The organism is Leptospira dzoumogneensis (assembly GCF_004770895.1).
Lineage (GTDB): Bacteria > Spirochaetota > Leptospiria > Leptospirales > Leptospiraceae > Leptospira_B > Leptospira_B dzoumogneensis.
The window spans coordinates 508,827-530,079 of record NZ_RQHS01000019.1 but is presented as its reverse complement, the minus strand read 5'-3'; the positions used below and the strand labels follow the sequence as shown (position 1 = coordinate 530,079).

19 protein-coding genes are annotated in these 21,253 nt (G+C 39.7%); 11 read left to right on the top strand and 8 right to left on the bottom strand.

Going from position 1 to position 21,253, the window contains the following annotated elements:
• Positions 1 to 3: 3 nt before the first annotated feature.
• Genes EHR06_RS16105 through EHR06_RS16090 form a run of 4 tightly spaced genes read right to left on the bottom strand, consistent with a single transcriptional unit; the run spans position 4 to position 3,874 of the window.
• On the bottom strand, positions 4 to 885 hold the full coding sequence (locus EHR06_RS16105) for a ParB/RepB/Spo0J family partition protein (protein WP_135757926.1): 882 nt from the start codon (positions 883 to 885) through the stop codon (positions 4 to 6).
• Complete coding sequence (locus EHR06_RS16100; protein ID WP_086447618.1) at positions 885 to 1,646, bottom strand: ParA family protein; 762 nt, start codon at positions 1,644 to 1,646, stop codon at positions 885 to 887. Before EHR06_RS16100 ends, EHR06_RS16105 begins: the two co-directional genes overlap by 1 nt.
• Positions 1,624 to 2,412, bottom strand: coding sequence for an RsmG family class I SAM-dependent methyltransferase (locus EHR06_RS16095; protein WP_135757925.1), 789 nt, complete (start codon positions 2,410 to 2,412; stop codon positions 1,624 to 1,626). The genes EHR06_RS16100 and EHR06_RS16095 overlap by 23 nt, the downstream gene beginning before the upstream one ends.
• A gap of 1 nt (position 2,413) precedes the next feature.
• On the bottom strand, positions 2,414 to 3,874 hold the full coding sequence (locus EHR06_RS16090) for a M20/M25/M40 family metallo-hydrolase (RefSeq protein ID WP_135757924.1): 1,461 nt from the start codon (positions 3,872 to 3,874) through the stop codon (positions 2,414 to 2,416).
• 311 nt (positions 3,875 to 4,185) lie between these two features.
• Between EHR06_RS16090 and EHR06_RS16085 the strand changes: the two genes are divergently transcribed.
• Positions 4,186 to 4,929 (top strand): hypothetical protein, encoded by a 744-nt coding sequence (locus EHR06_RS16085; protein WP_135757923.1) that lies wholly within the window; start codon positions 4,186 to 4,188, stop codon positions 4,927 to 4,929.
• Between the two features lie 157 nt (positions 4,930 to 5,086).
• On the opposite strand, the gene EHR06_RS19285 is transcribed toward EHR06_RS16085, so the two are convergent.
• The 3 genes from EHR06_RS19285 to mnmG form a co-directional block, all read right to left on the bottom strand.
• Positions 5,087 to 5,428, bottom strand: a complete 342-nt coding sequence (locus EHR06_RS19285) for a class I SAM-dependent methyltransferase (RefSeq protein WP_279633359.1) — start codon at positions 5,426 to 5,428, stop codon at positions 5,087 to 5,089.
• On the bottom strand, positions 5,425 to 5,565 hold the full coding sequence (locus tag EHR06_RS19240) for a hypothetical protein (RefSeq protein WP_208757804.1): 141 nt from the start codon (positions 5,563 to 5,565) through the stop codon (positions 5,425 to 5,427). Before EHR06_RS19240 ends, EHR06_RS19285 begins: the two co-directional genes overlap by 4 nt.
• A 157-nt stretch (positions 5,566 to 5,722) precedes the next feature.
• A complete protein-coding gene (mnmG, locus tag EHR06_RS16075; RefSeq protein WP_135757922.1) occupies positions 5,723 to 7,609 on the bottom strand; it encodes a tRNA uridine-5-carboxymethylaminomethyl(34) synthesis enzyme MnmG in 1,887 nt (628 codons plus the stop codon).
• 110 nt (positions 7,610 to 7,719) lie between these two features.
• On the opposite strand from mnmG, the gene EHR06_RS16070 reads away from it, so the two are divergent.
• From EHR06_RS16070 to lenA, 10 genes are all read left to right on the top strand, one after another.
• A complete protein-coding gene (locus EHR06_RS16070; protein WP_135757921.1) occupies positions 7,720 to 8,643 on the top strand; it encodes a branched-chain amino acid transaminase in 924 nt (307 codons plus the stop codon).
• Positions 8,644 to 8,660: 17 nt separating this feature from the next.
• Positions 8,661 to 9,608: a hypothetical protein gene (locus EHR06_RS16065; protein WP_135757920.1), complete on the top strand. Its 948-nt coding sequence runs from the start codon at positions 8,661 to 8,663 to the stop codon at positions 9,606 to 9,608.
• A 316-nt stretch (positions 9,609 to 9,924) separates the two neighbouring features.
• The gene (gene dnaA, locus EHR06_RS16060; protein WP_135757919.1) at positions 9,925 to 11,232 is read left to right on the top strand and encodes a chromosomal replication initiator protein DnaA; all 1,308 of its coding nucleotides are present in this window, start codon (positions 9,925 to 9,927) and stop codon (positions 11,230 to 11,232) included.
• Positions 11,233 to 11,557: 325 nt separating this feature from the next.
• Entirely contained in the window at positions 11,558 to 12,679 is a 1,122-nt protein-coding gene (dnaN, locus tag EHR06_RS16055; protein ID WP_135757918.1) for a DNA polymerase III subunit beta, read from the top strand.
• 12 nt (positions 12,680 to 12,691) lie between these two features.
• Complete coding sequence (gene recF, locus EHR06_RS16050; RefSeq protein WP_135757917.1) at positions 12,692 to 13,789, top strand: DNA replication/repair protein RecF; 1,098 nt, start codon at positions 12,692 to 12,694, stop codon at positions 13,787 to 13,789.
• Entirely contained in the window at positions 13,786 to 14,247 is a 462-nt protein-coding gene (locus tag EHR06_RS16045; protein WP_135757916.1) for a DciA family protein, read from the top strand. Before recF ends, EHR06_RS16045 begins: the two co-directional genes overlap by 4 nt.
• A gap of 86 nt (positions 14,248 to 14,333) precedes the next feature.
• Positions 14,334 to 16,247 carry a DNA topoisomerase (ATP-hydrolyzing) subunit B gene (gyrB, locus tag EHR06_RS16040; RefSeq protein ID WP_135757915.1) on the top strand — a complete coding sequence of 638 codons (1,914 nt, stop codon included), beginning with the start codon at positions 14,334 to 14,336 and terminating at the stop codon, positions 16,245 to 16,247.
• Positions 16,248 to 16,277: 30 nt separating this feature from the next.
• Positions 16,278 to 18,791 carry a DNA gyrase subunit A gene (gene gyrA / locus EHR06_RS16035; RefSeq protein WP_135757914.1) on the top strand — a complete coding sequence of 838 codons (2,514 nt, stop codon included), beginning with the start codon at positions 16,278 to 16,280 and terminating at the stop codon, positions 18,789 to 18,791.
• Positions 18,788 to 19,741: a tRNA dihydrouridine synthase gene (locus EHR06_RS16030; protein ID WP_135757913.1), complete on the top strand. Its 954-nt coding sequence runs from the start codon at positions 18,788 to 18,790 to the stop codon at positions 19,739 to 19,741. Before gyrA ends, EHR06_RS16030 begins: the two co-directional genes overlap by 4 nt.
• Positions 19,742 to 19,809: 68 nt before the next feature.
• A complete protein-coding gene (lenA, locus tag EHR06_RS16025; protein ID WP_135757912.1) occupies positions 19,810 to 20,562 on the top strand; it encodes a lipoprotein LenA in 753 nt (250 codons plus the stop codon).
• Between the two features lie 97 nt (positions 20,563 to 20,659).
• On the opposite strand, the gene EHR06_RS16020 is transcribed toward lenA, so the two are convergent.
• Positions 20,660 to 21,214 (bottom strand): lipoprotein LipL21, encoded by a 555-nt coding sequence (locus EHR06_RS16020; protein WP_135758075.1) that lies wholly within the window; start codon positions 21,212 to 21,214, stop codon positions 20,660 to 20,662.
• Positions 21,215 to 21,253 lie beyond the last annotated feature (39 nt).

The window sequence follows — 21,253 nt, the reverse complement described above, 5'->3', positions numbered from 1 at the left end:
GGGTTATAATCCTAGGGCATCTAAAACTTTTTGTAAAGCATCCAAGCTTGGATAAGCAATACTGAGTTTTCCTTTTCCGGAAGAAGAATTATGTGTGATATCCACTTTCATAGAATATTTTTTGCGGAACTTGTTCTCAAGTTCTACAATATCCACTTCTTTACGTTTGGATTTTTTCTTCTCTCTGACTGGAGCTTCTTCCGTTAAGTTTGCAACTATATCTTCTACTTGGCGAACTGTTAAACCTTTCTCTGCAATTTGGTAAGCGAGCTGTTCTGATTTTTTACGATCCGCAATGGATAGAAGAGGTCTTGCATGACCTTCGGATATTCTACCATTCTTAACCAGATCCATAACTGAATCAGGCAATTGTAAAAGACGAATTAAGTTGGATACGGTCGCTCTGTTCTTACCGACTCTAGATGCAATATCAGTGATCTTTAATCCGGATTTTTCAGAAAGAGTTTTGTAAGCCAAAGCCTCTTCGATCGGATTTAGATTTTCTCTTTGGATATTTTCGATAAGGGCCATTTCCAAAGTTTGCTGCACATTTGCTTTTTTAACTACGACAGGGATTTTTACGAAGCCTGCAATTTTACATGCACGGTATCTTCTTTCTCCGGAGATGATCTCATATCCGGAACCGGTGTCTTTAACAACTATCGGTTGGATAACTCCGTGAGCCTTGATGGTCTCTGCAAGTTCGCGCAATGATTCTTCATTAAAAGTTCTTCTTGGTTGGTCAGGATTGGGACGGATCTCTGAAAGTTTTACCTCTCTGAGCGAACCTTCTCCGCCTGCTTCCTTGAAAGATTTTTCCTCCGAAACAGGAATTAAATTCCCGAGTCCCCTTCCTAATGCTTTCGGTTTTGCGCTGGCACTCATTAATTTTTACCGGCAACTTCTAATGCTAGACTTCTGTAACTTTGAGCACCGATCCCGTCCGGATCATAGGAAAGAATGGACTTACCGAAAGAAGGAGCTTCCGAAAGTTTGATGTTTCTTGGAATAACCGTAGTATATACTTTTTCTTTAAAGTAAGACTTAACATCTTCTGCAACTTGTTGAGCAAGATTGGTTCTCTTATCGAACATGGTAAGCAGAACGCCTTCGAGCTCGAGAGAAGGATTTAATTTTTCCTGAACCAAAGAAATGATCTTCATTAGCTGGGTCAGTCCTTCCAAAGCGAAATATTCGGTTTGAAGAGTGATCATCACACTATCAGCCGCAGACAATGCATTGATAGTAAGAACGCCAAGAGAAGGAGGACAATCGATCAGTATATAATCATACTCAGTTCTTAAATGACCGATCGCATCTTTTAAACGATACTCACGATTTTCTTCTCCCAATAAGTCGGCTTCCGCACCGGACAAATTGATATTAGAAGGAATGATATGAAGATTTTCGATATCGGTTCTTTTAATACATTCCGCAGCGGAAGATTCTCCGATCAAAAGTTCATAAGAAGTATTTTGGAGAGTATTGATCTCGAATCCTAAACCGGATCCCGAGTTGCCTTGCGGATCAAAATCTACGATTAAAACTTTTTTACCAATCGCAGCTAGATTTGCCGCAAGATTGATGGAGGTAGTAGTCTTGCCTACGCCGCCTTTTTGATTACTAATGGATACGATCTTTCCCATAGAATTCTTTGCTCTCCTTTTCGAGAAGCTTCCAAGCTCTAGGAATACCTTGCCTTGCCGATCCGACCTTTTTCAAGACTTTAATATGTCGCATGCCTAAAAATTCAAGTTCAGATAAAAATACAGTCTTAAGAACTTCAAAGCCACTATCAGTTAAGATCTTCTTTTCAATCTTTGCATCAAACTCGTCTTTCCCGATAAAAGGGACATAATATCCTCCTTTTATAATACATCTACTTAAGACTTCTGCGCTCCAAGGATAGGGTACAAACCCCCTAGAAACACCTAAATTCCAGTCAGTTTTCCAGTCCTCCGCCCTTGCAAAAAGGAAATCAACCCCTGTGATTTTGTTTTCTTTCACAAACGTTTCTGTGTGAGAGAGTTTTCTTCTTTGTGAATCTAATAGGACTAGTTTAGGCCTTTCCTTCTCTATTAAACAACGAAAGAAGAAGCCAGGTATGCCTGGACCTGTCCCGGCATCTCCCACCTTCATACTGTTAAACGATCCAACGATGGAACGGATCTTATAAATATGAAAGATGGACTCTAATACATGACGATCTAAGATCTCGTTTGTATCTCTTTTAGAAAAAAAACCGCCTGCTTGGTTCTTTTCTTTTAGGAAGGTTAAGAATGAAGAGACAAGTTCCCAATCGAATAAGGGAAGGATCTGTTCTGCGTCTTTTGAAAATCTATATTTAACCGCGGCTTGGATCCCATCCGGATCATGATTGAAGTCCGGATGGCTTGTCTCTGTTTCTGTCATTCTACTTTGCGACTTGGTGATTGTATTCTATGATGGACTTGAATAAAATTTCAATTCCCATCTTGAGCTGAGGAATACTCATGCTCTCATTCTTACCATGAATACCATCTATCTCCTCCGAGGAAAGTAATGCAGGAATGAGTCCATAACATTTTAATCCGATCTGTCTAAGATAAGAACTGTCTGTAGTTCCAGGTGATAAGAATGGAGTTGCGATCGATCCAGGCTCCACTGCAGTCACAGTTCCAGCAAGAACTCGGAAGAGTAATCCATCCATTGGAGAAATGCTTCCCGACTCTAAGTGACGAGCGCTGACTTCTACTCCGTATTTTTCCCCGAGTGCTTTTACTTCTTCAAAGATCTTTTTCTCATCTTGTCCCGGAAGAATACGAATGTCTAATGAACCTGTTGTCTCAGAAGTGATCACATTCATTCCGATCGGATGACTATCTATACCGGTTAGACTCACAGTGTTTCTAGTCATCGCTCTTAAGTGCCTGTTAGAGTTGATCACACCTTTTAATATGATAAAGAGTAAAGGGTTTCTAGATCTCTTTAATACAAACGAGTCAGGAAAATTACTGATGCCTCCTAATGAATAGAAGAATGCTGCAGTCTCATCCTTGATCATCGTTTTGTTCCCGATGTTCTGCACTTCTTGTAAAAAATCCACCATGGACTTTGCAGCATAAGACACAGGAGGAGTACTTCCATGTCCTGGAATAGATTTAGCTTTTAAGTCCAACCACACTGCGCCTTTTTCTGCGAGTTGAATATTGAATACTTTAGAACCTTGGATCGCTATGTCTTTGGATCCTGTCCCGCCTTCGTTCCAAACATATTCATATCCGTTGAATATTTCTTTATGTTTATCTACTAAGAATCTAGCTCCATATTCTGAGCGGCTTTCTTCATCTGCGATCGCGAGGAACATTAAGTTTCTTTCGAGTGGGATCTTGTTCTCATGGATCAATAAGAATGCGTATAGTTGCATGATGCCAAGACCCTTAACATCGACTGCACCTCTTCCATGAATTCTATCTCCTTTTCTTATTCCGGAGAATGGTGGAACATCCCAGTCTTTTGCATCTGCTTCTACAACATCGATATGACTTGTGAGTATTAAACCTTCTTTAGTTGTATCTTTACCTTTTAATTCAGCAAGAAGAGATGCTCTGTCCGGCTTACCAGGATATTCAATGATGCGAGAAGGAATTCCTCTTTTGTCTAATACGGATTTTAAAAAGAGTGCACCTTCCTTCTCTCTACCTCTTATTGTTGCGATCCTTATATAAGCTTGTAGATCTTTTGCGGCCTCTTCACTTAGAGCGGAATAATCTAAGCTTGGAACTGTGGCTTCCGGTTGAATGGGTTTTATCCCTTTTTCAGTGAATGCGATCGTATAAATTAGGAAGATCGCAATAAGAGCAAGGACCGTGATCCCGATTTTTTTGAGGGACATATTTCCTCTCCACTAGGCTTTCTTTATTGGCTTCTAATGTTTTCGGTATAGAAGCCCGTAAAAAATTATTCCGTCAGCCGGCTTCGGCAAGGAGTTTTCCTTTGATTCCGAGAGCGGAATGTTATAATTTTATGTAGGACTTCCTACTAAAATAAAATGAGATTCCAAGAGTCTTACAGGTACTACAAAAAGAAAAGGCCCCAATATCTGATCTTAATCCGGTATCATTACGGAAGAAACCCATTCAAATTTCCTAAAAAGACTCTTAACATTTTACACAAATAGTCGATGTCTAGAGGGAGGTATTCTCCATGTTAAAAAGAGTATTCTTCTCTTTTGTTTTTATCTTCTGCATCAGCCCGATACATTCTTTCACTCCTGGCAAGTGGTCCCATACTGATAGGATCATTTTAGGTTTTGAAAAGGGCGGTCCTAGCCAAGAGCTAGTGAGAGATTCTAAAGGTAATTTAATCTATACTGCGAAGTATGAGTATGATCCTTCCGGAAAATTAGTTAAAGAAAACTATATCGGACAAGATGGAAAGCCCGATGGTTTCACCAAGTTCGTATACAAAGACGGAAAAATCCTAAAAGAAGAACTCTATAATAAAGACGGAGTGAATCTTGAATCCAAAAACTTCGGATACAATAAATCAGGAGTTCTCTCTTCCATCGAACTAGTCGATAAAGACGGAAAGAATATACTTACATGCACTATCATCTCTTGGGGTGAGAACGGTTTAGTAAAAGAGGCTCAAACTGAATGGGCTGATGCAAAGCTCACTGAAAGATTTGCTATCGTTAAAGACCCGAACAAGCCGGGACTTTTCCAGCAGAACATTTACAATGAAGAAAAACAACAGGCTGCATCTACCGTTCTAACTTTTGATACAAATGGAAAACTTTTGAGCCGAATGAATGTTCAAGGAACGATCGAAAGAATGAACCGATTGATCTGGGATAAAGAGAATCGTTTACAACAATTCACTTTCTTGATCAAGCAGGGAGACAAATGGGCCGTGGAAAAAACTCACGAGCTTGTTTACGGAAAATAATCGTCCACGTTTCACGTGAAACGGAGAGAAGGGAGGGCAATCCGCTCTCCCTTTTTTTATATCTTCGCTTGTTGGAATTCCAACATGCTCATCAAAGTAAATGTAAAATCGAGAATTATCTAAGTTCGAACTTTGAGTCGGACCTTTATGACGGATTTCAAATCTTCTGAAAAACCAGTCTAGTCCAAGCAACATCTTCTTTGTTCTTCATAAGACTTGGTTGGTTTTCTATAATTAGTAAATTCCTAAGACCAAATTTTGAGGCATGATCGATACTAATCTTTCCGTCTGTTGGAAACACATGAGTTCCTCTACCTGCCGGACCATTACGAAGTGAAAGTGCAAAAATACCATTTTGTTTTAGAAGTTCAGAAACTCTTCTCATAGAAAGTAACTGTTCTTCTTTATCCAGGTGATGCCAGACTCCGGATGATAGAATGAAATCGAATTGGTTATTATAGCCTGAAAGTTTTGCTAGACTTGGAAGCGAATCATCTATCCATAGAATTTGATCAGAAGAATATAATCTAGAAAGTCTTTATGAAGATCGAAAAAATCAATACCAGATGTAGCTTTGATAAACTCTTCATTATGGTTTGAGTAACCTTGGATGCCTTTAACTTGATCTGAATTCATACTGTTTCACGTGAAACGTTGGAGTTCCAACACGCGGATTATAATGACACTTCCTCATCGGACGGCACATTTGATATTCAGCACTAAGTGATTCATTACAATAAAAAACCCCGAGGCAACCCGGGGTTTTCATTTCATCAGCAAGTGTTTAAGAAGTTTAAACCGGACTAGGCTTTCTTCCTTTGATATAGAAAAGAAGCATATCAATATCACTCGGATCCACGCCGGAGATCTGAGCTGCCTTTTCTAAATTTAAAGGTCGATGTTTTGTAAGTTTCTGGATGGCTTCTTTTTTAATACCAGGAACCAAAGAGTAGTCGATTGTCTCAGGTATCGGAGTAGTAAGATATCTATTCTTCCAATCGATAGTATCTTGTTCTCTTTTGATATAACCTTCGTACTTGATCTCCATCTCGATTACCTTTCTGTCTTGAGCACTCAGCTCTTCCGCTTCAGGTACTAAAAACTTAACATCTTCGAAAGCAATCTCAGGCCTTTTCAAGAATGAGTCCAACTTCGCACCGTACTTTAAACTTTGGATTCCTTTTCTTTCTAGCAGAGCTTCAAACTCAGGCAGAGGTTTGAGAGGAGTGGATTGTATCTTCTCCTTAACTTCGGAGATCTTCTTATATCTGCTAGTCATCTCATGGAAGGTTTCTTCGGATACAAGGCCCATCTTGTATCCATACTTCATGAGTCTTTGATCCGCATTGTCTTGTCTCAAAAGAAGTCTATGTTCGGCCCGAGATGTGAACATTCTATATGGATCTTCTACACCTTTATGAACTAGATCATCTACAAGAACTCCGATATAAGATTCTCCTCTGGAAAATAAGATCGGTTCCTCCCCTCTTAATGAAGAAAGTACACTATAAGCAGCAACCAAACCTTGAGCCGCAGCTTCTTCATAACCTGTAGTGCCGTTGATCTGTCCCGCATGATAAAGACCTTTGATCTTTTTCGTTTCTAATGTTGGTTTTAATTCTGTAGGATCAACATAGTCATACTCGATCGCATATCCAGGTCTTAAGATCTCCGCTTCTTCTAGACCGGCAATCGAACGTACAAGTTTCCATTGAACTTCTTCCGGAAGACTAGTCGAGACTCCATTCAGATAGATCTCTTGTGTATCGTAACCTTCCGGTTCTAAAAAGATCTGATGTCTTTCTCTATCAGCAAAACGAACGATCTTATCTTCGATCGAAGGACAATATCTAGGACCGGTTGATTTGATCTGCCCCGAATACATCGGAGAAAGATGAATGTTCTCATTGATCAGCGCATGAGTTTTTTCATTCGTGTAAGTGATATAACATGGGATCTGTCTACGAGTGATCTTAGTTGTAGAAAAAGAAAAAGGAGAAGGATCCGGATCACCTTCTTGCAAACTCATGACGGAAAGATCCACTGAATTTTTATGAATTCGAGGTGGAGTTCCCGTTTTCAATCTTCCTAATTTCAAATTATACTTAGCAAGTGAATGAGAAAGACCTTTAACCGTAGGCTCTCCGAATCTTCCGTTCTCTTTTTGGTACGTTCCGATATGAACGATAGAAGATAAGAATGTTCCTGTAGTTAAGATCACATGATTGGTGAAAATTTCGAAACCTCTTCCTGTCCGAACTCCAATAATACGATCATCTTCTATCAAAAGATCTTCTACTGTATCTTGTCTAATCGATAAGTTCTGAATAGATTCAAGTGTATGTTTCACTTTGAGTTGGTATTCTTTCTTCTCCGCTTGAGCACGAGGAGCCCAGACGCTAGGACCCTTGGATGTATTCAACATTTTGAATTGAATGCCGGTAGCATCGATGACCTTACCCATTAAGCCGCCAAGTGCATCTACTTCTCGAACCATATGTCCTTTTGCAATCCCACCGATAGCAGGGTTGCAAGACATTTGTCCGATCGTATCTAAGTTCATTGTGATGAGTAAAGTTTTAGCACCGCCAATAGATGAGACATAGGCAGCCTCGGAGCCTGCGTGACCTGCACCGACCACCACACAATCAAATCGATTGGGAAAAAAAGAAGAATTCATTCAGACCTAGCACTCCTGCATAAGCTCATCGCAAGATCGATCATTAGTCGACAGTAGAGCCTATGCTTAGAATCATGTAATCAATAGTATCACTTTCAGGTTCCCTGTACATGCCCGAATCCATCAAGAAACTCTCTTACTTCGAAGGAAAAATAGTCCCGGAGTCAGAAGCAAATATAAACATCAAAACTCACGCCTTACAATATGGAACCACCGTCTTCGGAGGCATCCGAGGATATTATGATTCTAGTTCCGATAACTTATATGTCTTCAGGATCTTAGATCATTATAAACGTCTTGTGAATTCTACTAAGATCATGCAGTTACAATTCACAAAAACTCCGGAAGAACTCCGTGACATAACCTTAGATCTTCTTAAACAATCCGGATACAGAAGGAACGTATATCTTAGACCTTTCATCTACACTTCCGCTCTGCAACTTTCTCCTAGGTTCCATGATGTTCCTACTGAACTTGCAATTTACGTTTTAGAGTTGGACGATTATTTAGATACCAAACGTGGACTTACTACTATGGTTTCTAGTTGGAGAAGGTTCGATGACACTGTCATCCCTACTCTCTCCAAAGTTTCCGGCGGTTACGTAAACTCAGCTCTTGCAAAATCGGAAGCAGTTCAGAACGGATACGACGAAGCGATTTTCTTAGACGGTAGAGGTTTCGTGAGCGAAGGTTCTGCAGAGAACATCTTCTTAGTGAGAGACGGAAAGATCATCACTCCTTCTATCTCTTCTTCTTTGTTGGAAGGAATTACAAGACGTTCCGTTCTTCAACTTGCGAAAGACTCCGGTTACGAAGTGATTGAAAGAGAGATCACAAGAAGTGAACTTTATATCGCTGATGAGATCTTCTTTTCCGGAACCGGTGTGCAAATCGCTTGGGTAAGTGAAGTTGATAAGAGAAAGATCGGGACCGGAGAGATGGGACCGATCACTAAAAAATTGCAGTCCACATTCTTTGATCTAGTAGTCGGAAAAAACCAAAACTACAAACACTGGTTGACTCCCGTTTATTAATCTTTAACAAAAGGAACATGTCTTCCGCATTCGGTATAGAGGAAATCCAAGGCCAGGAAAGAGCTCTAGTATTCTTAAAAAAATACTCATCTCAACCTGACCTTCTTCCTCCCTTACTTATCTTTCATGGACCGGAAGGCACCGGAAAAGAATCAGCAGTCGAAAGATTTATCAGACATGTTCTTTGTTTAGAAGGAACTTCATGCGGACACTGCGTTTCTTGCAGAGCGTTCATGCACCACTCTCATCCTGATATTGTTTGGTTTCCATTAGAGAAGAATAAACAAATTGCAATCGGTAAAGAGGACAATCCGGAAGAGTTCACTATCCGTTGGTTAATACGAACGAGGCTTTACTATAGACCTCATCTTTCCAAGACCAGATTTATCATTATACCAGATGCTTCTTTGATAGGTAACGAAGCAGAGACTGCACTTTTAAAATCTTTGGAAGAAGCTCCATTCTTCACTCGTTTTATATTTATAGTAAACGACTTGGAACAACTCAAAGAAACGATCGTAAGTAGAGCCGTCTGTATTCCTTTCGGTTATCTTCCTCAACAAGTGATCAAGGAACTACATAATAAAAATTCAATACCTTACTTTCCTGCAAAAGGCGGAAGTATGGTATCGTTCGATTGTCCACCTGCGGTGCTCGAACAAATTTCCCAAAGGATCAACGGAAATCTAAGACAACCATTGGATTATCTTAGATTAGAAGAATGGATACTCGAATACAAAGAAGAACATTCCGATTGGAAGGAAGACTTTTCTTTCAAGGACTTCTTAGATCTGATCGGATTATTATTATTACAGGAATTTTCCAAATCGGATTTCGATTCTAACTTACCTAAGATGGAAGCGGTCTTTCGTTTTAAGGAAAAATTACACGAAAGAGTTCATGGGCAAGAGAACATTGCGTTATCTTTGCTTATACATGAACTATCTCTATTAGAACAAAAATAAAAATTTCTTTATATTTTCTTTAAATTCTATCCCATTCACTTCGCATAACAACAGTTAAATATAACAAAATACTAGTAATTACACTAAGCGACATAATGATTTATCTATCACTAATCCACTGTGTTTTTCCTAAGGTTTCCTTTTCGATTTCCGAATTTTCATTTGTATGCGACTGACAGAAGAAAAATAGTGTAATCTCGTTGGATGGTCCTTCGGACCGTTTCCTAATTATTTTTTTTTCTTTTCCGAGACAAATACGAGTTTCGTATTCATTAAGTCGTCGGTTCGTTTTTGATTTTTTTTTTTGGAGTTTTGTTTGGACCCTAGTTGGAAGCGTGTATTAGAGGAAGTCTCCAAGGAAATTCCTCCTACGTACTTTGATAAGTTCATAAATACCTTACAATTAGAGAGTTTAACAGACGATCGTTGCATCCTCATAGCCCCGTCTTCTAATATAAAGACACATGTTGAGAAAAAATACCAAAATCATATAGAAGAAGCTATCTTCAGAGCAAGTGGGAATAGGGTCCCGGTAGAGATCGTACTTGAAAGTGCTTCTAATCTAAACGAAGTTCTTCAGGAAAAATTCAAAGATAAGTCTTACTCTTTCAATCCGGATTACTCTTTTGATAATTTTATCGTAGGAAATACGAACCGTCTCGCTTTCAGCGCGGCAATGGAATGTGTAAAAAATCCTGCAGAGATCAATCCATTATACTTATTCGGTAAAGTAGGAGTGGGTAAAACTCATCTTCTTCATTCTATTGGTTCCGAAATTCTCAAAAAAGAGCCTTGGAAAACAGTACATTATGTGGACATAAAGTCCTTTATGAGCGAGTTTTTATTCGCTCTTCAATCCAGAGATTCTATCGAATCCTTTAAAATTAAGTACCAATCTTATAATTGTCTATTGATAGATGATATCCAACTCTTGAATACGGGAGCGGAGAAGACCCAAGAAGAGTTCTTCTCTATCTTCAACTTTCTATTCGAAAGAAAAAGACAGATTGTGATCGCATCCGATCGCCCTAGTTCAGAACTTCCACTTCATGAAAGATTAAAATCTAGATTCGTAACAGGTGTTCAGGCTGATATCCAACCGCCTGATAGAGATATTCGTATCGGAATTTTAGAAAAGAACTGCCAAATTTTGAATTTGGGTCTTTCTCACGAGCATATACAGTTCATTGCCGATCTGATCGAAGATGATACTAGAGCACTTCTAGGCGCTTTGAATGATTTGGCACTTCATAAGAGAGCATTCTCTCATCTATTCTTCACCACAACGATGATAGAAGAGATACTTAAGAATCGTATCTTCCGTAAAAAGAATTTCCAACTCAGCCAAGACAAGGTTATAGAACATATTTCTTCTCTTTATAATCTGGATCCGAATGAGGTGATGGGTAAGAGCAGAAAACCTGAGTATGTGATCCCTCGGCATCTATGTATGTATGTATTACACAAAGGTTTCCGACTGAACAAAAGTCAGGTTGGAAGAATGTTTTCTGCAGAACATACAACTGTGATCCATGCGGTTCGTAACATCGAAAATAAGATAAAAGATGATAAAGAATTTTCCATTAAAGTGGAAGAAGTTCTGAATCGATTCCGTTTCCAATAAAAAACTTAGTTTCAATTCTTATCTAAAGGCGACATAGACCTTTAGATAATATGTAAATAACTAGTTAATAGTTTATACATAACAAGTAAATAAGACATAACACAAAATTATTGTCTCTTATAGACTCCGGTTTTGAAGGTTATTATAGCAGATACACAGGAGTTTTTTCCGGGTCCTGGAAATTGTACTTTTCAATATATATGCGACATATTTCCCTTATCTAAAGAGTTATGACTCTTATCTACATATGCACAGGTACAAGTACTACAACAGTACATATATAAGAATCTATATATAGATCACCTATATAAATGGAGAATGCAAATTGAAGATCAAAGTGAACACATCTGAATTCCTAAAAGCGATTCACGCTGTAGAGGGAGTTATCTCTGCTAGAGAGATACGTTCTGTTCTCTCCAACTTAAAACTAGAAGCGGAAACTTCTTCCGTATCTATTTCTGCAACCGACTTAGAGATATCTATTAAAACATCATTAAATGCTCAGGTAGAGAAGTCGGGAGATATTTCTTTACCTGCAAAACAATTATCCAGTATTTTTAAAACCATTCACTTTGAAGAGGCTTTACTCTCAACTGAAGATGGCGATGCTGATTCCAGTATCACTTATATCACTGACGCTACTAAAAAGAATGATTATAAAAACAAACTGAACGGAATGGATGCAGAAGAGATCAAAACGATCCCTAAAGTCGATGCATCTAATATCTCCGATTTTCCAACAGCAATGTTTGCAGAGATGATCCGTAAAACTTCTTATGCAATCGCTCACGAAGACCAAAGATATATCTTCAACGGACTATTCATGGTCCCTAAAGGAGATAAACTTGTATTCGCAGTCACCGATGGAAGAAGGTTATGTAAGATCGAGAGACCTCTTTCTACCACTCTGAAATTTAAAGATTCAGTGATCATTCCTTCCAAGGCAATCAGAGAGATCTCTAAAATGATCGCTACTGCAGAAACAGGAAAGATCGGTATCATAGACAATCAGATCTACGTAAATGCAAATCAGATTGAATTACTTTGTAAACTGATCGAAGGTAATTTCCCGAATTACGAACAAGTAATTCCAAAGTCTTCCAAATTCAGCGCTGTAATTCCTAAAGAAGGATTCCAGATCTATCTAAGACAGGCATTGATTGCTGCAGAGGAACCTACTCGTCAGATCCGTTTAACATTCACAAAAAATAATATTAACTTCTACGCTCAAACACAAGGAGTGAACGAGGTTAGTATCAATATGCCGATCGAATATTCCGGTGACGAGGTTACTGTAGCATTCAAAGGTGAATATCTATCCGATGTATTCAAGTCTATCGATGATAATGAATTCAGAATAGAATTCAGCGATTCAAGTTCACCTGTTGTATTCAAAGATCCTTCTGATCCTGATTTTATATCGGTAATTATGCCGATGAAAATTTAAAAGAGAAGATCCGTGTTTTTACGAAGCCTAAGGCTTCTCAATTTCAGAAACCACGAACAAATAAGCCTGGAGTTCCATTCCAGGCTTATTTTCTTTGTGGGAGAAAACGGAGAAGGAAAAACAAACCTACTCGAAGCGATCTCCATGATCTCTTGGCTGAAAAGTTTTAGGGAGTCGGAAGAAGGAAATTTGATCCGTTGGAACTCGGACGGATATTATATCAAAGGTGAAGTAGACAGAGATCATAAAAGAGAAATTTATGAATTAGGTTTTTCTAAAAAACCGGTCAGCCGCCGCAAACTTAAATTCAATCAAGAAGAAGTCAAAAAAAGATCCGACTTAGTAGGTAAATTCCTAAGCGTTCTAATGACTCCTTTGGATCTAGTCATAGTAGAAGGCGGGCCATCCGAAAGAAGACGATTTTTGGACAGTCTACTTTCTTCTTTAGATCCTTCTTACTTAAATGATCTAATAGAATATAATCGTATCTTAAAACAAAGAAATGCACTTTTAAAAAGCGGCTCTTCCGACCCCGGTCTTTACGAAATTTGGAACCAGAGACTGATCGAAAAAGGGATCAGTATATTTAATAAAAGAAAAGAATTCATTTTAGAATTCGATCCTATCTATAGAGAAAATCTAAAAAAGTTAAGCGGTGGAAGAGACAATCTAACTCTGGAATACAAACCCAGTTTTTTTGATCTGGAAAATTTTAAAGAAACCCTACAAAGGAATATTAACAGAGATCGGAAACTAGGTTATACTTCCGTTGGGATCCATAGAGATGATCTGTATATTGGGGAAGATAATCGTGATATCATGGATTTCGCTTCTCAAGGCCAAAAGAGAAGCACTGTAATTTCCTTAAAAGCGGCCGCTTTCGAGTATTATCGCAGTAAATTAGGAAGAACTCCTATTCTTCTAATTGATGACGTGATCAGAGAACTGGATGTAAAAAGAAGAGAATATTTTGTGGATCTTGTTTTGAATTCAGGTCAGGCTTTTTTTACTACAACCGATCTCGAAGGTATTTCCGATTATGTGGGAAGACTAGAAGATGAAAAACAGATCTTTGTAGTCAAAAACGGACTAGTCACTCCTTACCAATGAAAGAAGAATCTAAAATACAAAAAATTGATCCTCAAGAGTTCAAAAACATTCTTCAAGATTTAGGCTTAACGGAAGAAAGTTTAGCGGAGAAGATTGCGGTCCAAACTTTAGCAAAACGCTGGGTCGACATAATAGGCCCGGTATATGCAAATCATTCCGAACCGTTTGCTTTAAAAGATGATACGTTAGTGATTGTAACTGTTCACTCTGCATACAAACAGGAGATCCTTTTTATGAGAAAGAGGATCTTAAGTTATTCTGCTCGTTACTTAGGAAGAGATGCCGTAAAAAAAATCGAAATTAGGATAGGTAATTTAACTCCTAAAAAGCAAAAATCCCCCTCATATACCGCGGATAAAACCGGATTGGAGGGCAAACAGAACTTAGTTTCTTTAGCTGAAAAAGAAACAGATCCTGTCGCGAAAAAAAGACTTTTAGAGCTGATTGAATATCTCTGAGAAGGAGATTCTTTCTAAATAATAAGCCGAATTTCCTTGCCTCCTTAGCGAATTCAGGAAAACTATTCCTAGATTCCGGAGGACAAATGAGCCAACCAGAAAGCAGTTATAGCGCGGGCCAGATCAAAATCCTAGAAGGATTAGAGGCCGTACGCAAACGCCCCGGAATGTATATCGGGACCCAAGATGAGACCGGTCTTCATAAGATGGTCTATGAGGTCGTTGATAACTCCGTAGACGAGGCAATGGCAGGCCATTGTACTGAGATCACTATCTCCATTCTTCCCGAAAACATAATAGAAGTGAAGGACAATGGGCGCGGGATTCCGGTAGCAATTCACCCTGAAAAAAATATCTCCACTATCGAAGTCGTTATGACGATTCTACATGCCGGTGGTAAGTTCGAGAACGACGCCTATAAGGTTTCCGGCGGACTCCATGGTGTTGGGGTATCCGTGGTTAATGCACTTTCCGAATCATTGGAAGTGGAAGTTTACCAAAATGGAAAGATCCACCAGCAAAAGTATTCCAGAGGTGTGCCTCAGGGTCCTGTGAATGTGATCGGAGATACTAGCGAAAGAGGTACAGTCGTCCGATTCAAGCCGGATGCGAGCATCTTCACTACGACTGAATTCCATTTTGACGTGCTGACTTCTCGTTTTAGAGAATTGGCATTTTTGAATAAGGGACTAAAACTAATCGTTCAGGACAAAAGAAAGTCCGATTCCGAAAAGCATGAGTTCATATTCGATGGAGGGATTGTTTCTTTCGTTGAATATTTGAATGAGAACAAACATCCTCTTCACAAAACAATTCACTTCGAAAGAAATAAAGATGATGTGGTCGCAGAAATCGCGATCCAATATTCCGATACTTATTCCGAAAATATTTTTTGTTTCACCAATAATATAAACAATAACTTGGGTGGAACACACTTAGAAGGTTTTCGTGCCGCTTTAACTAGAACACTTAACGATTTCTTAAAGAAAGATCAGCAGCTCGTAAAAAAACAACCTACTGCGTTATCGGGAGAGGATCTAAAAGAAGGGATTACTGCTGTCATTTCGGTAAAAATCCCTCAACCTCAGTTTAACTCTCAGACAAAAGAAAAATTAGTGAACGCAGAGATCAAAGGGATCATGCAAACTCTAACGGGAGAAGGTCTCTCCCTTTTCTTCGAAGAGAATCCTGCGATCACTAAAAAGATATTAGAAAAATGTATATTATCCGCTAAGGCTCGTGAGGCCGCTCGTAAAGCTCGTGATCTAACTCGTCGTAAATCAGTATTAGAAGGCGGTGGTCTTCCCGGAAAATTAGCGGACTGTTCCGAAAAAGATCCGGCTGCTTCTGAACTTTATATAGTAGAGGGAGATTCTGCAGGTGGTTCCGCTAAACAAGGAAGAGATAGACATTATCAGGCAATTCTTCCTCTGAAAGGAAAAATCCTAAATGTAGAAAAAGCTCGTTTAGATAAAATTCTTGGCAACGAAGAAATTCGCACTCTGGTTTCTGCATTAGGTACTGGAATTGGCGAAGATGAATTTAATATAGATAAAGCTCGTTATCATAAAATTTTTATTATGACGGATGCGGATATAGACGGTTCTCATATTCGTACATTACTTCTTACATTCTTCTTCCGTTATATGAAACCTATCATTGAAAAAGGGTTTCTATATGTTGCACAACCTCCTTTGTATTTGATCAAACACGGTAAAACATCCACTTATCTTTTTTCTGATAAAGAGAAGGATGAATATTTAAAATCTTTAGGAACGGAAAAGGCAGTCATCCAACGTTATAAAGGTTTGGGTGAGATGAATCCGGAGCAACTTTGGGAAACAACAATGGATCCTGAAAAGAGAGTCGTTCTGAAAGTAAAACTCGATGATTATGTGGAAGCTGAAGATACATTTAATATACTTATGGGCGACGAGGTAAATCCAAGGCGTCGCTTTATCGAGGTAAACGCTGCAAAAGTTGCGAACCTTGATCTTTAATATATTGGTAATAGGAAATTCTAAAAACAAATGAGCGAAGAGCTAGAGAACGAGACAAAAACTTTAGGATTCAGTCTTTCTTCCCGTCCTGATATTGGTGATGCATTGAAGAATGGCGTCAGGGTAATTCCTGTCGAGATCGAAGACCAAATGAAGGAAGCCTACCTAGGTTACGCGATGAGCGTGATTGTAGGAAGAGCTTTGCCTGACGTCAGAGACGGTTTAAAACCGGTTCACAGACGTATCCTGCATGCGATGAATGAAAGGGCATGGAGAAGTGACCGCCCCTACGTTAAATGCGCAAAAATCGTTGGGGAAGTATTAGGTAATTATCACCCGCACGGAGATAGCTCGGTATACGATGCATTGGTCCGTATGGTCCAAGAGTTTTCTCTTAGGGTTCCTTTGATTGATGGGCAGGGAAACTACGGATCCATTGATGGAGACAACCCTGCAGCGTATCGATACACAGAAGCAAGACTTGCGAAAGTTGCGGAAGAACTTTTAAGAGATATCGAAAAGGAGACAGTAAATTTCTCTCCTAACTTCGATGATACCAAACAACAACCTGATGTACTCCCTGCAAATTTTCCTAACTTATTAGTAAACGGTTCTTCCGGAATTGCTGTGGGAATGGCTACAAATATTCCCCCTCATAATTTGAGAGAAACGATTGAAGCGGTTATCACAGTAATCAAAAATCCTGATGTAAGTATTTCAGAAATTCTTAAAATAATGCCAGGCCCGGATTTCCCTACCGGCGGTACGATCATTGGCGGGGAAGGTTTATTATCCGCATATCATTCCGGTAAAGGTTCCATTCGGATCCGTTCCAAAGTAGAGATAGAAGAGAACAAAAAAGGCAGAGAAGTAATCGTAGTTACCGAAATTCCTTACCAAGTAAATAAAAAGACACTTCTAGAAAGAATTGGAGAGCTTGTTAACGAAAAACAAGTCGAAGGAATTTCCGAAATTTTAGATCTATCCGATAGAAAAGGGATCAGAGTAGAGATCCATATTAAGAAAGATGCAAATGCGCAAGTGATCCTGAATCAACTTCTGAAACTTACTCAACTACAAGTAAGTTATGGGATCACAATGCTTGCGATCTTGGATAATAAACCTAAGATCTTTAATATAAAAGAGATCCTAGTTGCTTATTCTCTCCACAGAAAAGAAGTAATCGTTCGTAGAACCCAATTCGATCTGGATAAGGCTGAAAAACGCGCTCATATCTTAGAAGGATTGAAGATCGCTCTCGAAAATATCGAAGAAGTGATCAAAGTGATCCGTGCATCTAAAAATGCAGCGGAAGCAAAAGAACAATTAATGGCCCGATTCGTTCTTTCAGATGTCCAAGCCGATGCGATCCTGGAGATGAGACTACAAAGACTTACCTCTTTAGAAGTCCAAAAGGTAATCGACGAGTTGGAAGAAGTCCGCGCATTAATCATGGATCTGAAAGATATTCTCGCAAAACCTGAAAGAGTGTCCGACATAGTTTGTACTGAATTGTCCGAAGTTTCCGAAAAATTCGGGAACAAAAGAAAGACGGATATTAGTTTGGAAAGTGTAGAATCTTCCACTTTCAATGCGGAAGATCTGATCGCAGACGAAGAAGTCGTATTACAAATTACTTATGATCAATTCATAAAAAGGCTTCCTCTGGATACTTTCAAAAGACAGAGACGCGGCGGAAAAGGGATCCAAGGACTTTCTCAAAAAAGAGAAGACGTGGTCAAGATCATGAAAACAGCCATGACCCACGACAATGTAATGTTCTTCTCCAATATCGGAAAAGTATATATGATGAAGGCTTACGAACTTCCTCAAGCTTCCAAAGAAGCCAGAGGAAAATCTTTAAAAGCGATCATAGGACTTGGCGAGAATGAAACGGTTTCTGCGATCTTCACATTCAAAGAAGAAGACAAAGGAAAAGATCTATTACTCGTAACCAAAAACGGATTTATCAAACGAGTAGAATTATCCGAATTCGGCAACGTCAAAAAATCAGGTATAATCGCGATCGGTCTAAGAGACGGAGACCAACTCATAGAAGTAATTTCCGTAATCAAAGGTGATAACGTGATGATCTTCTCCGCAAACGGACTCGCACTTAGGATAGAAATGGATACGATCCGCGCTCAAGGAAGGACCGCACAAGGTGTAACCGGGATGAGACTTTCCAAAGAAGACGCAATCGTAGGACTTTCTAAAGTGGTAGAAGGCGACGATCTCTTCGTGATCTCCGAGAACGGTTACGGAAAACGTTTAGGCTTCGAAGAGTTCGGAACCAAAGGAAGAGGAGGCAAAGGAATGGCCTTCTTAAAAGTGGGAGAGAAAAACGGTGCTGCGGTGGCGGTGAGTTCCGTGGGAGAAGAAGATGAGATCATCTTAGTCACCCAGCAGGGAATGGTTATTAGAACCGAAGCTAACCAAATCTCTAAAATGGGAAGAACTGCAGTAGGAGTCAGAGTCGTAGACATCAAGGACAATGATAGAGTCCAAGATTGTACCGTGATTCGTGAAAGCAAAGAAAAATGATCCGCATCGGTTCTGTCGAAATTCCCGGTTGGTTGGCCATGTCGCCGATGGCCGGGATCAGTGATAGCCCGACTAGAACTATGGCCCGCAGATACGGATCTGCATTCTCCTATACCGAATTTGTTTCCACAGACAGTCTCGCAGTAGGATCTAAAAAAGCATTATCTCTATTACGTTTTCGCGAAGAAGAAAGACCGATCACTTTTCAGATTTTCGGCAACAAGTTGGAGATCATAGTAGATGCGGCAAAAAGGATCCGCGAATTAAATCCTGATATCATAGATCTGAACATGGGTTGCCCTGCTCGAAATGTTTCCATGAGAGGATCCGGAGTTGGACTTCTACGTAAACCAGTATATGCAGGAAAGATAATAGAAGAAATGAGAAAGGCGCTGGATATTCCAGTGACCGCAAAGATCCGTTTAGGTTGGGATGATACTTCCAGAAACTATATGGAAGTATCCAGGATCTTAGAAGAATCAGGAGTAATGGCAATTTCAGTTCATGGAAGGACTCGAGAGATGGGATATTCCGGAAAAGCGGATTGGGACGCGATCGCGGATATCAAATCAGAAAGAAAAGTTCCCATCTTCGGGAACGGAGACGTGAGCAGCTATGAAGAAGCAGTCCGTAGAAAGGAAGAATCCAAAGTAGATGGAGTCCTGGTAGGTCGGAATTCCATCGGAAACCCCTGGATATTCTCCAATATCAAAAAAGAAGATCTAAGTTTCGAAGAAATTGTATCCACAACTCTAAGTCATTTGCAATTGATGAGAGAAACCTTCGGAGATAAGTATGGTCTGATCCTTCTCCGAAAACATTTGGTGCGTTATATACAATCCAGAAAAGAAGTAGAGCCAATGAGACTGGAACTTCTCAAGATGGAAGATCCTGAAAAATTGATCGCCATACTGCAAGAGGCTCAAAACAGTTTGAGTCTAGTTTCTTAATCCGTCAGGATTGAGATTGACAAAGGTTTTCTAAAATAAGCTGATAATTCCTTTCTAGGAGGAATTTGATGAGAGCCATTGCACTCATACTCACCATACTTGTATTACTCGCATGTGATAAAAAGAAAGAAGAAGCCCCGGTTGCCCAGATCCTAGGAACTAAATATTCCGGTGGGGACCAGTACGTTTATAAAAAGCCGGGAACCAAAGAAAAATCGGAACAAGTCACTCTAGTCTATGAAAACGAAGAAGTGAACGGATTAGAAATTGTTCCTTTCGAAGTTACGGATGCCAAAGGGAACAAAACAGTAACCGATTATTTGAAACTCAAGACTGTAGATGGAAAAGAGGGTTTTGCACTTCTCAAAAACTTTTATGACGCAGTCCTTTTTGTAGTCGGAGATGGGGACACTGCATTCGCAAAAAATTCACTTACTTCTCCTTCTAAAGGAAAACTAGAAAAAGGAATGTCCTGTTTCGAGTCGGAAGCGAGCGGGGAATTCTCCAAGGTCCGTTGTAATGGTTCCATCCTGAAAGGTGGAAAGTTAAATAATCTGCATGATATTTGGATTCAACCCGTTTCTTCTAATATTTCCAGAGATCCTCTTTTAGGTGATAGTGTTCGAAACTTAAAAGCCGCTAGTTTAAAATTGATCGAATTGAGTAAAACTACTGATCCAGCAAAACAGGAAGAATTAAGGAAGGCTGCAATCACAGCGCTCAAGACTGTTTCCGAGAAGGGAGATATTTACCTGGACTCGGCGAATGCTCTTGCGACTGAATTCGGCTTAACTCTCTCCGAGCAACAACCAACCGAATAACACTCATCCCAAATCGTTCTTTAGAAACAAAAAACCCCACCTTTAAACGGTGGGGTTTTCCATATCAGCTAGAGTATAAACTCGAACTGAATTATTATTATTTACCGATTTCTTGAGCTTTAGCTACGAGAGCGTCGCGTCCACCTGGAAATTTAGCGTAAATAACACACTGGCATTCTTCCCAGTTGTCTTTAGAGATATCTTTTGGATCAGATCCTGGACCGGTAGCTTTACACTCGTAAACTCCCACTCCTTTCACGATACCTGCAGAAGTACCAACGATAACGGAAGCAGTTGCTTCACCGTCGGAAACTCCGGATGCGGATTCAACAGTCTCACCGACCATTTTTTTAACAACGTCGGAAGCACCTTGTAAGCGAGAAGCTTCACGGCAAGTAGACTGCATCATAGCGAGACTTTTTTTCGCAACAGCTTTAGCAGATGCGCGAGAAGCGAACTTCATGTAATAATAGTCTTTAGGGTTGGTATCTCTTGGAGTTTTACCGTCGTTTCTTTGCTCAGGTGGTCCACCCCAGCCTTCGAAAGACCATCCTCCGTCGCCAACGGAAGTAGCATCTTTTTGAGCGGTATTCGCTCCGCAGTAGGTAAGTAATGCAGCAGACAGCGCAAGTACGATTACTTTCTTGATCATCATTTTCTCCTTGATCAGATGGAATTGAGGAATATATCC

Coding starts and splice junctions, on each gene's coding strand:
- EHR06_RS16105 (WP_135757926.1), bottom strand. CDS start 885: ATGAGTGCCAGCGCAAAACCGAAAGCATTAGGAAGGGGACTCGGGAAT.
- EHR06_RS16100 (WP_086447618.1), bottom strand. CDS start 1,646: ATGGGAAAGATCGTATCCATTAGTAATCAAAAAGGCGGCGTAGGCAAG.
- EHR06_RS16095 (WP_135757925.1), bottom strand. CDS start 2,412: ATGACAGAAACAGAGACAAGCCATCCGGACTTCAATCATGATCCGGAT.
- EHR06_RS16090 (WP_135757924.1), bottom strand. CDS start 3,874: ATGTCCCTCAAAAAAATCGGGATCACGGTCCTTGCTCTTATTGCGATC.
- EHR06_RS16085 (WP_135757923.1), top strand. CDS start 4,186: ATGTTAAAAAGAGTATTCTTCTCTTTTGTTTTTATCTTCTGCATCAGC.
- EHR06_RS19240 (WP_208757804.1), bottom strand. CDS start 5,565: ATGAATTCAGATCAAGTTAAAGGCATCCAAGGTTACTCAAACCATAAT.
- mnmG (WP_135757922.1), bottom strand. CDS start 7,609: ATGAATTCTTCTTTTTTTCCCAATCGATTTGATTGTGTGGTGGTCGGT.
- EHR06_RS16070 (WP_135757921.1), top strand. CDS start 7,720: ATGCCCGAATCCATCAAGAAACTCTCTTACTTCGAAGGAAAAATAGTC.
- EHR06_RS16065 (WP_135757920.1), top strand. CDS start 8,661: ATGTCTTCCGCATTCGGTATAGAGGAAATCCAAGGCCAGGAAAGAGCT.
- EHR06_RS16045 (WP_135757916.1), top strand. CDS start 13,786: ATGAAAGAAGAATCTAAAATACAAAAAATTGATCCTCAAGAGTTCAAA.
- gyrB (WP_135757915.1), top strand. CDS start 14,334: ATGAGCCAACCAGAAAGCAGTTATAGCGCGGGCCAGATCAAAATCCTA.
- gyrA (WP_135757914.1), top strand. CDS start 16,278: ATGAGCGAAGAGCTAGAGAACGAGACAAAAACTTTAGGATTCAGTCTT.
- EHR06_RS16030 (WP_135757913.1), top strand. CDS start 18,788: ATGATCCGCATCGGTTCTGTCGAAATTCCCGGTTGGTTGGCCATGTCG.
- lenA (WP_135757912.1), top strand. CDS start 19,810: ATGAGAGCCATTGCACTCATACTCACCATACTTGTATTACTCGCATGT.
- EHR06_RS16020 (WP_135758075.1), bottom strand. CDS start 21,214: ATGATCAAGAAAGTAATCGTACTTGCGCTGTCTGCTGCATTACTTACC.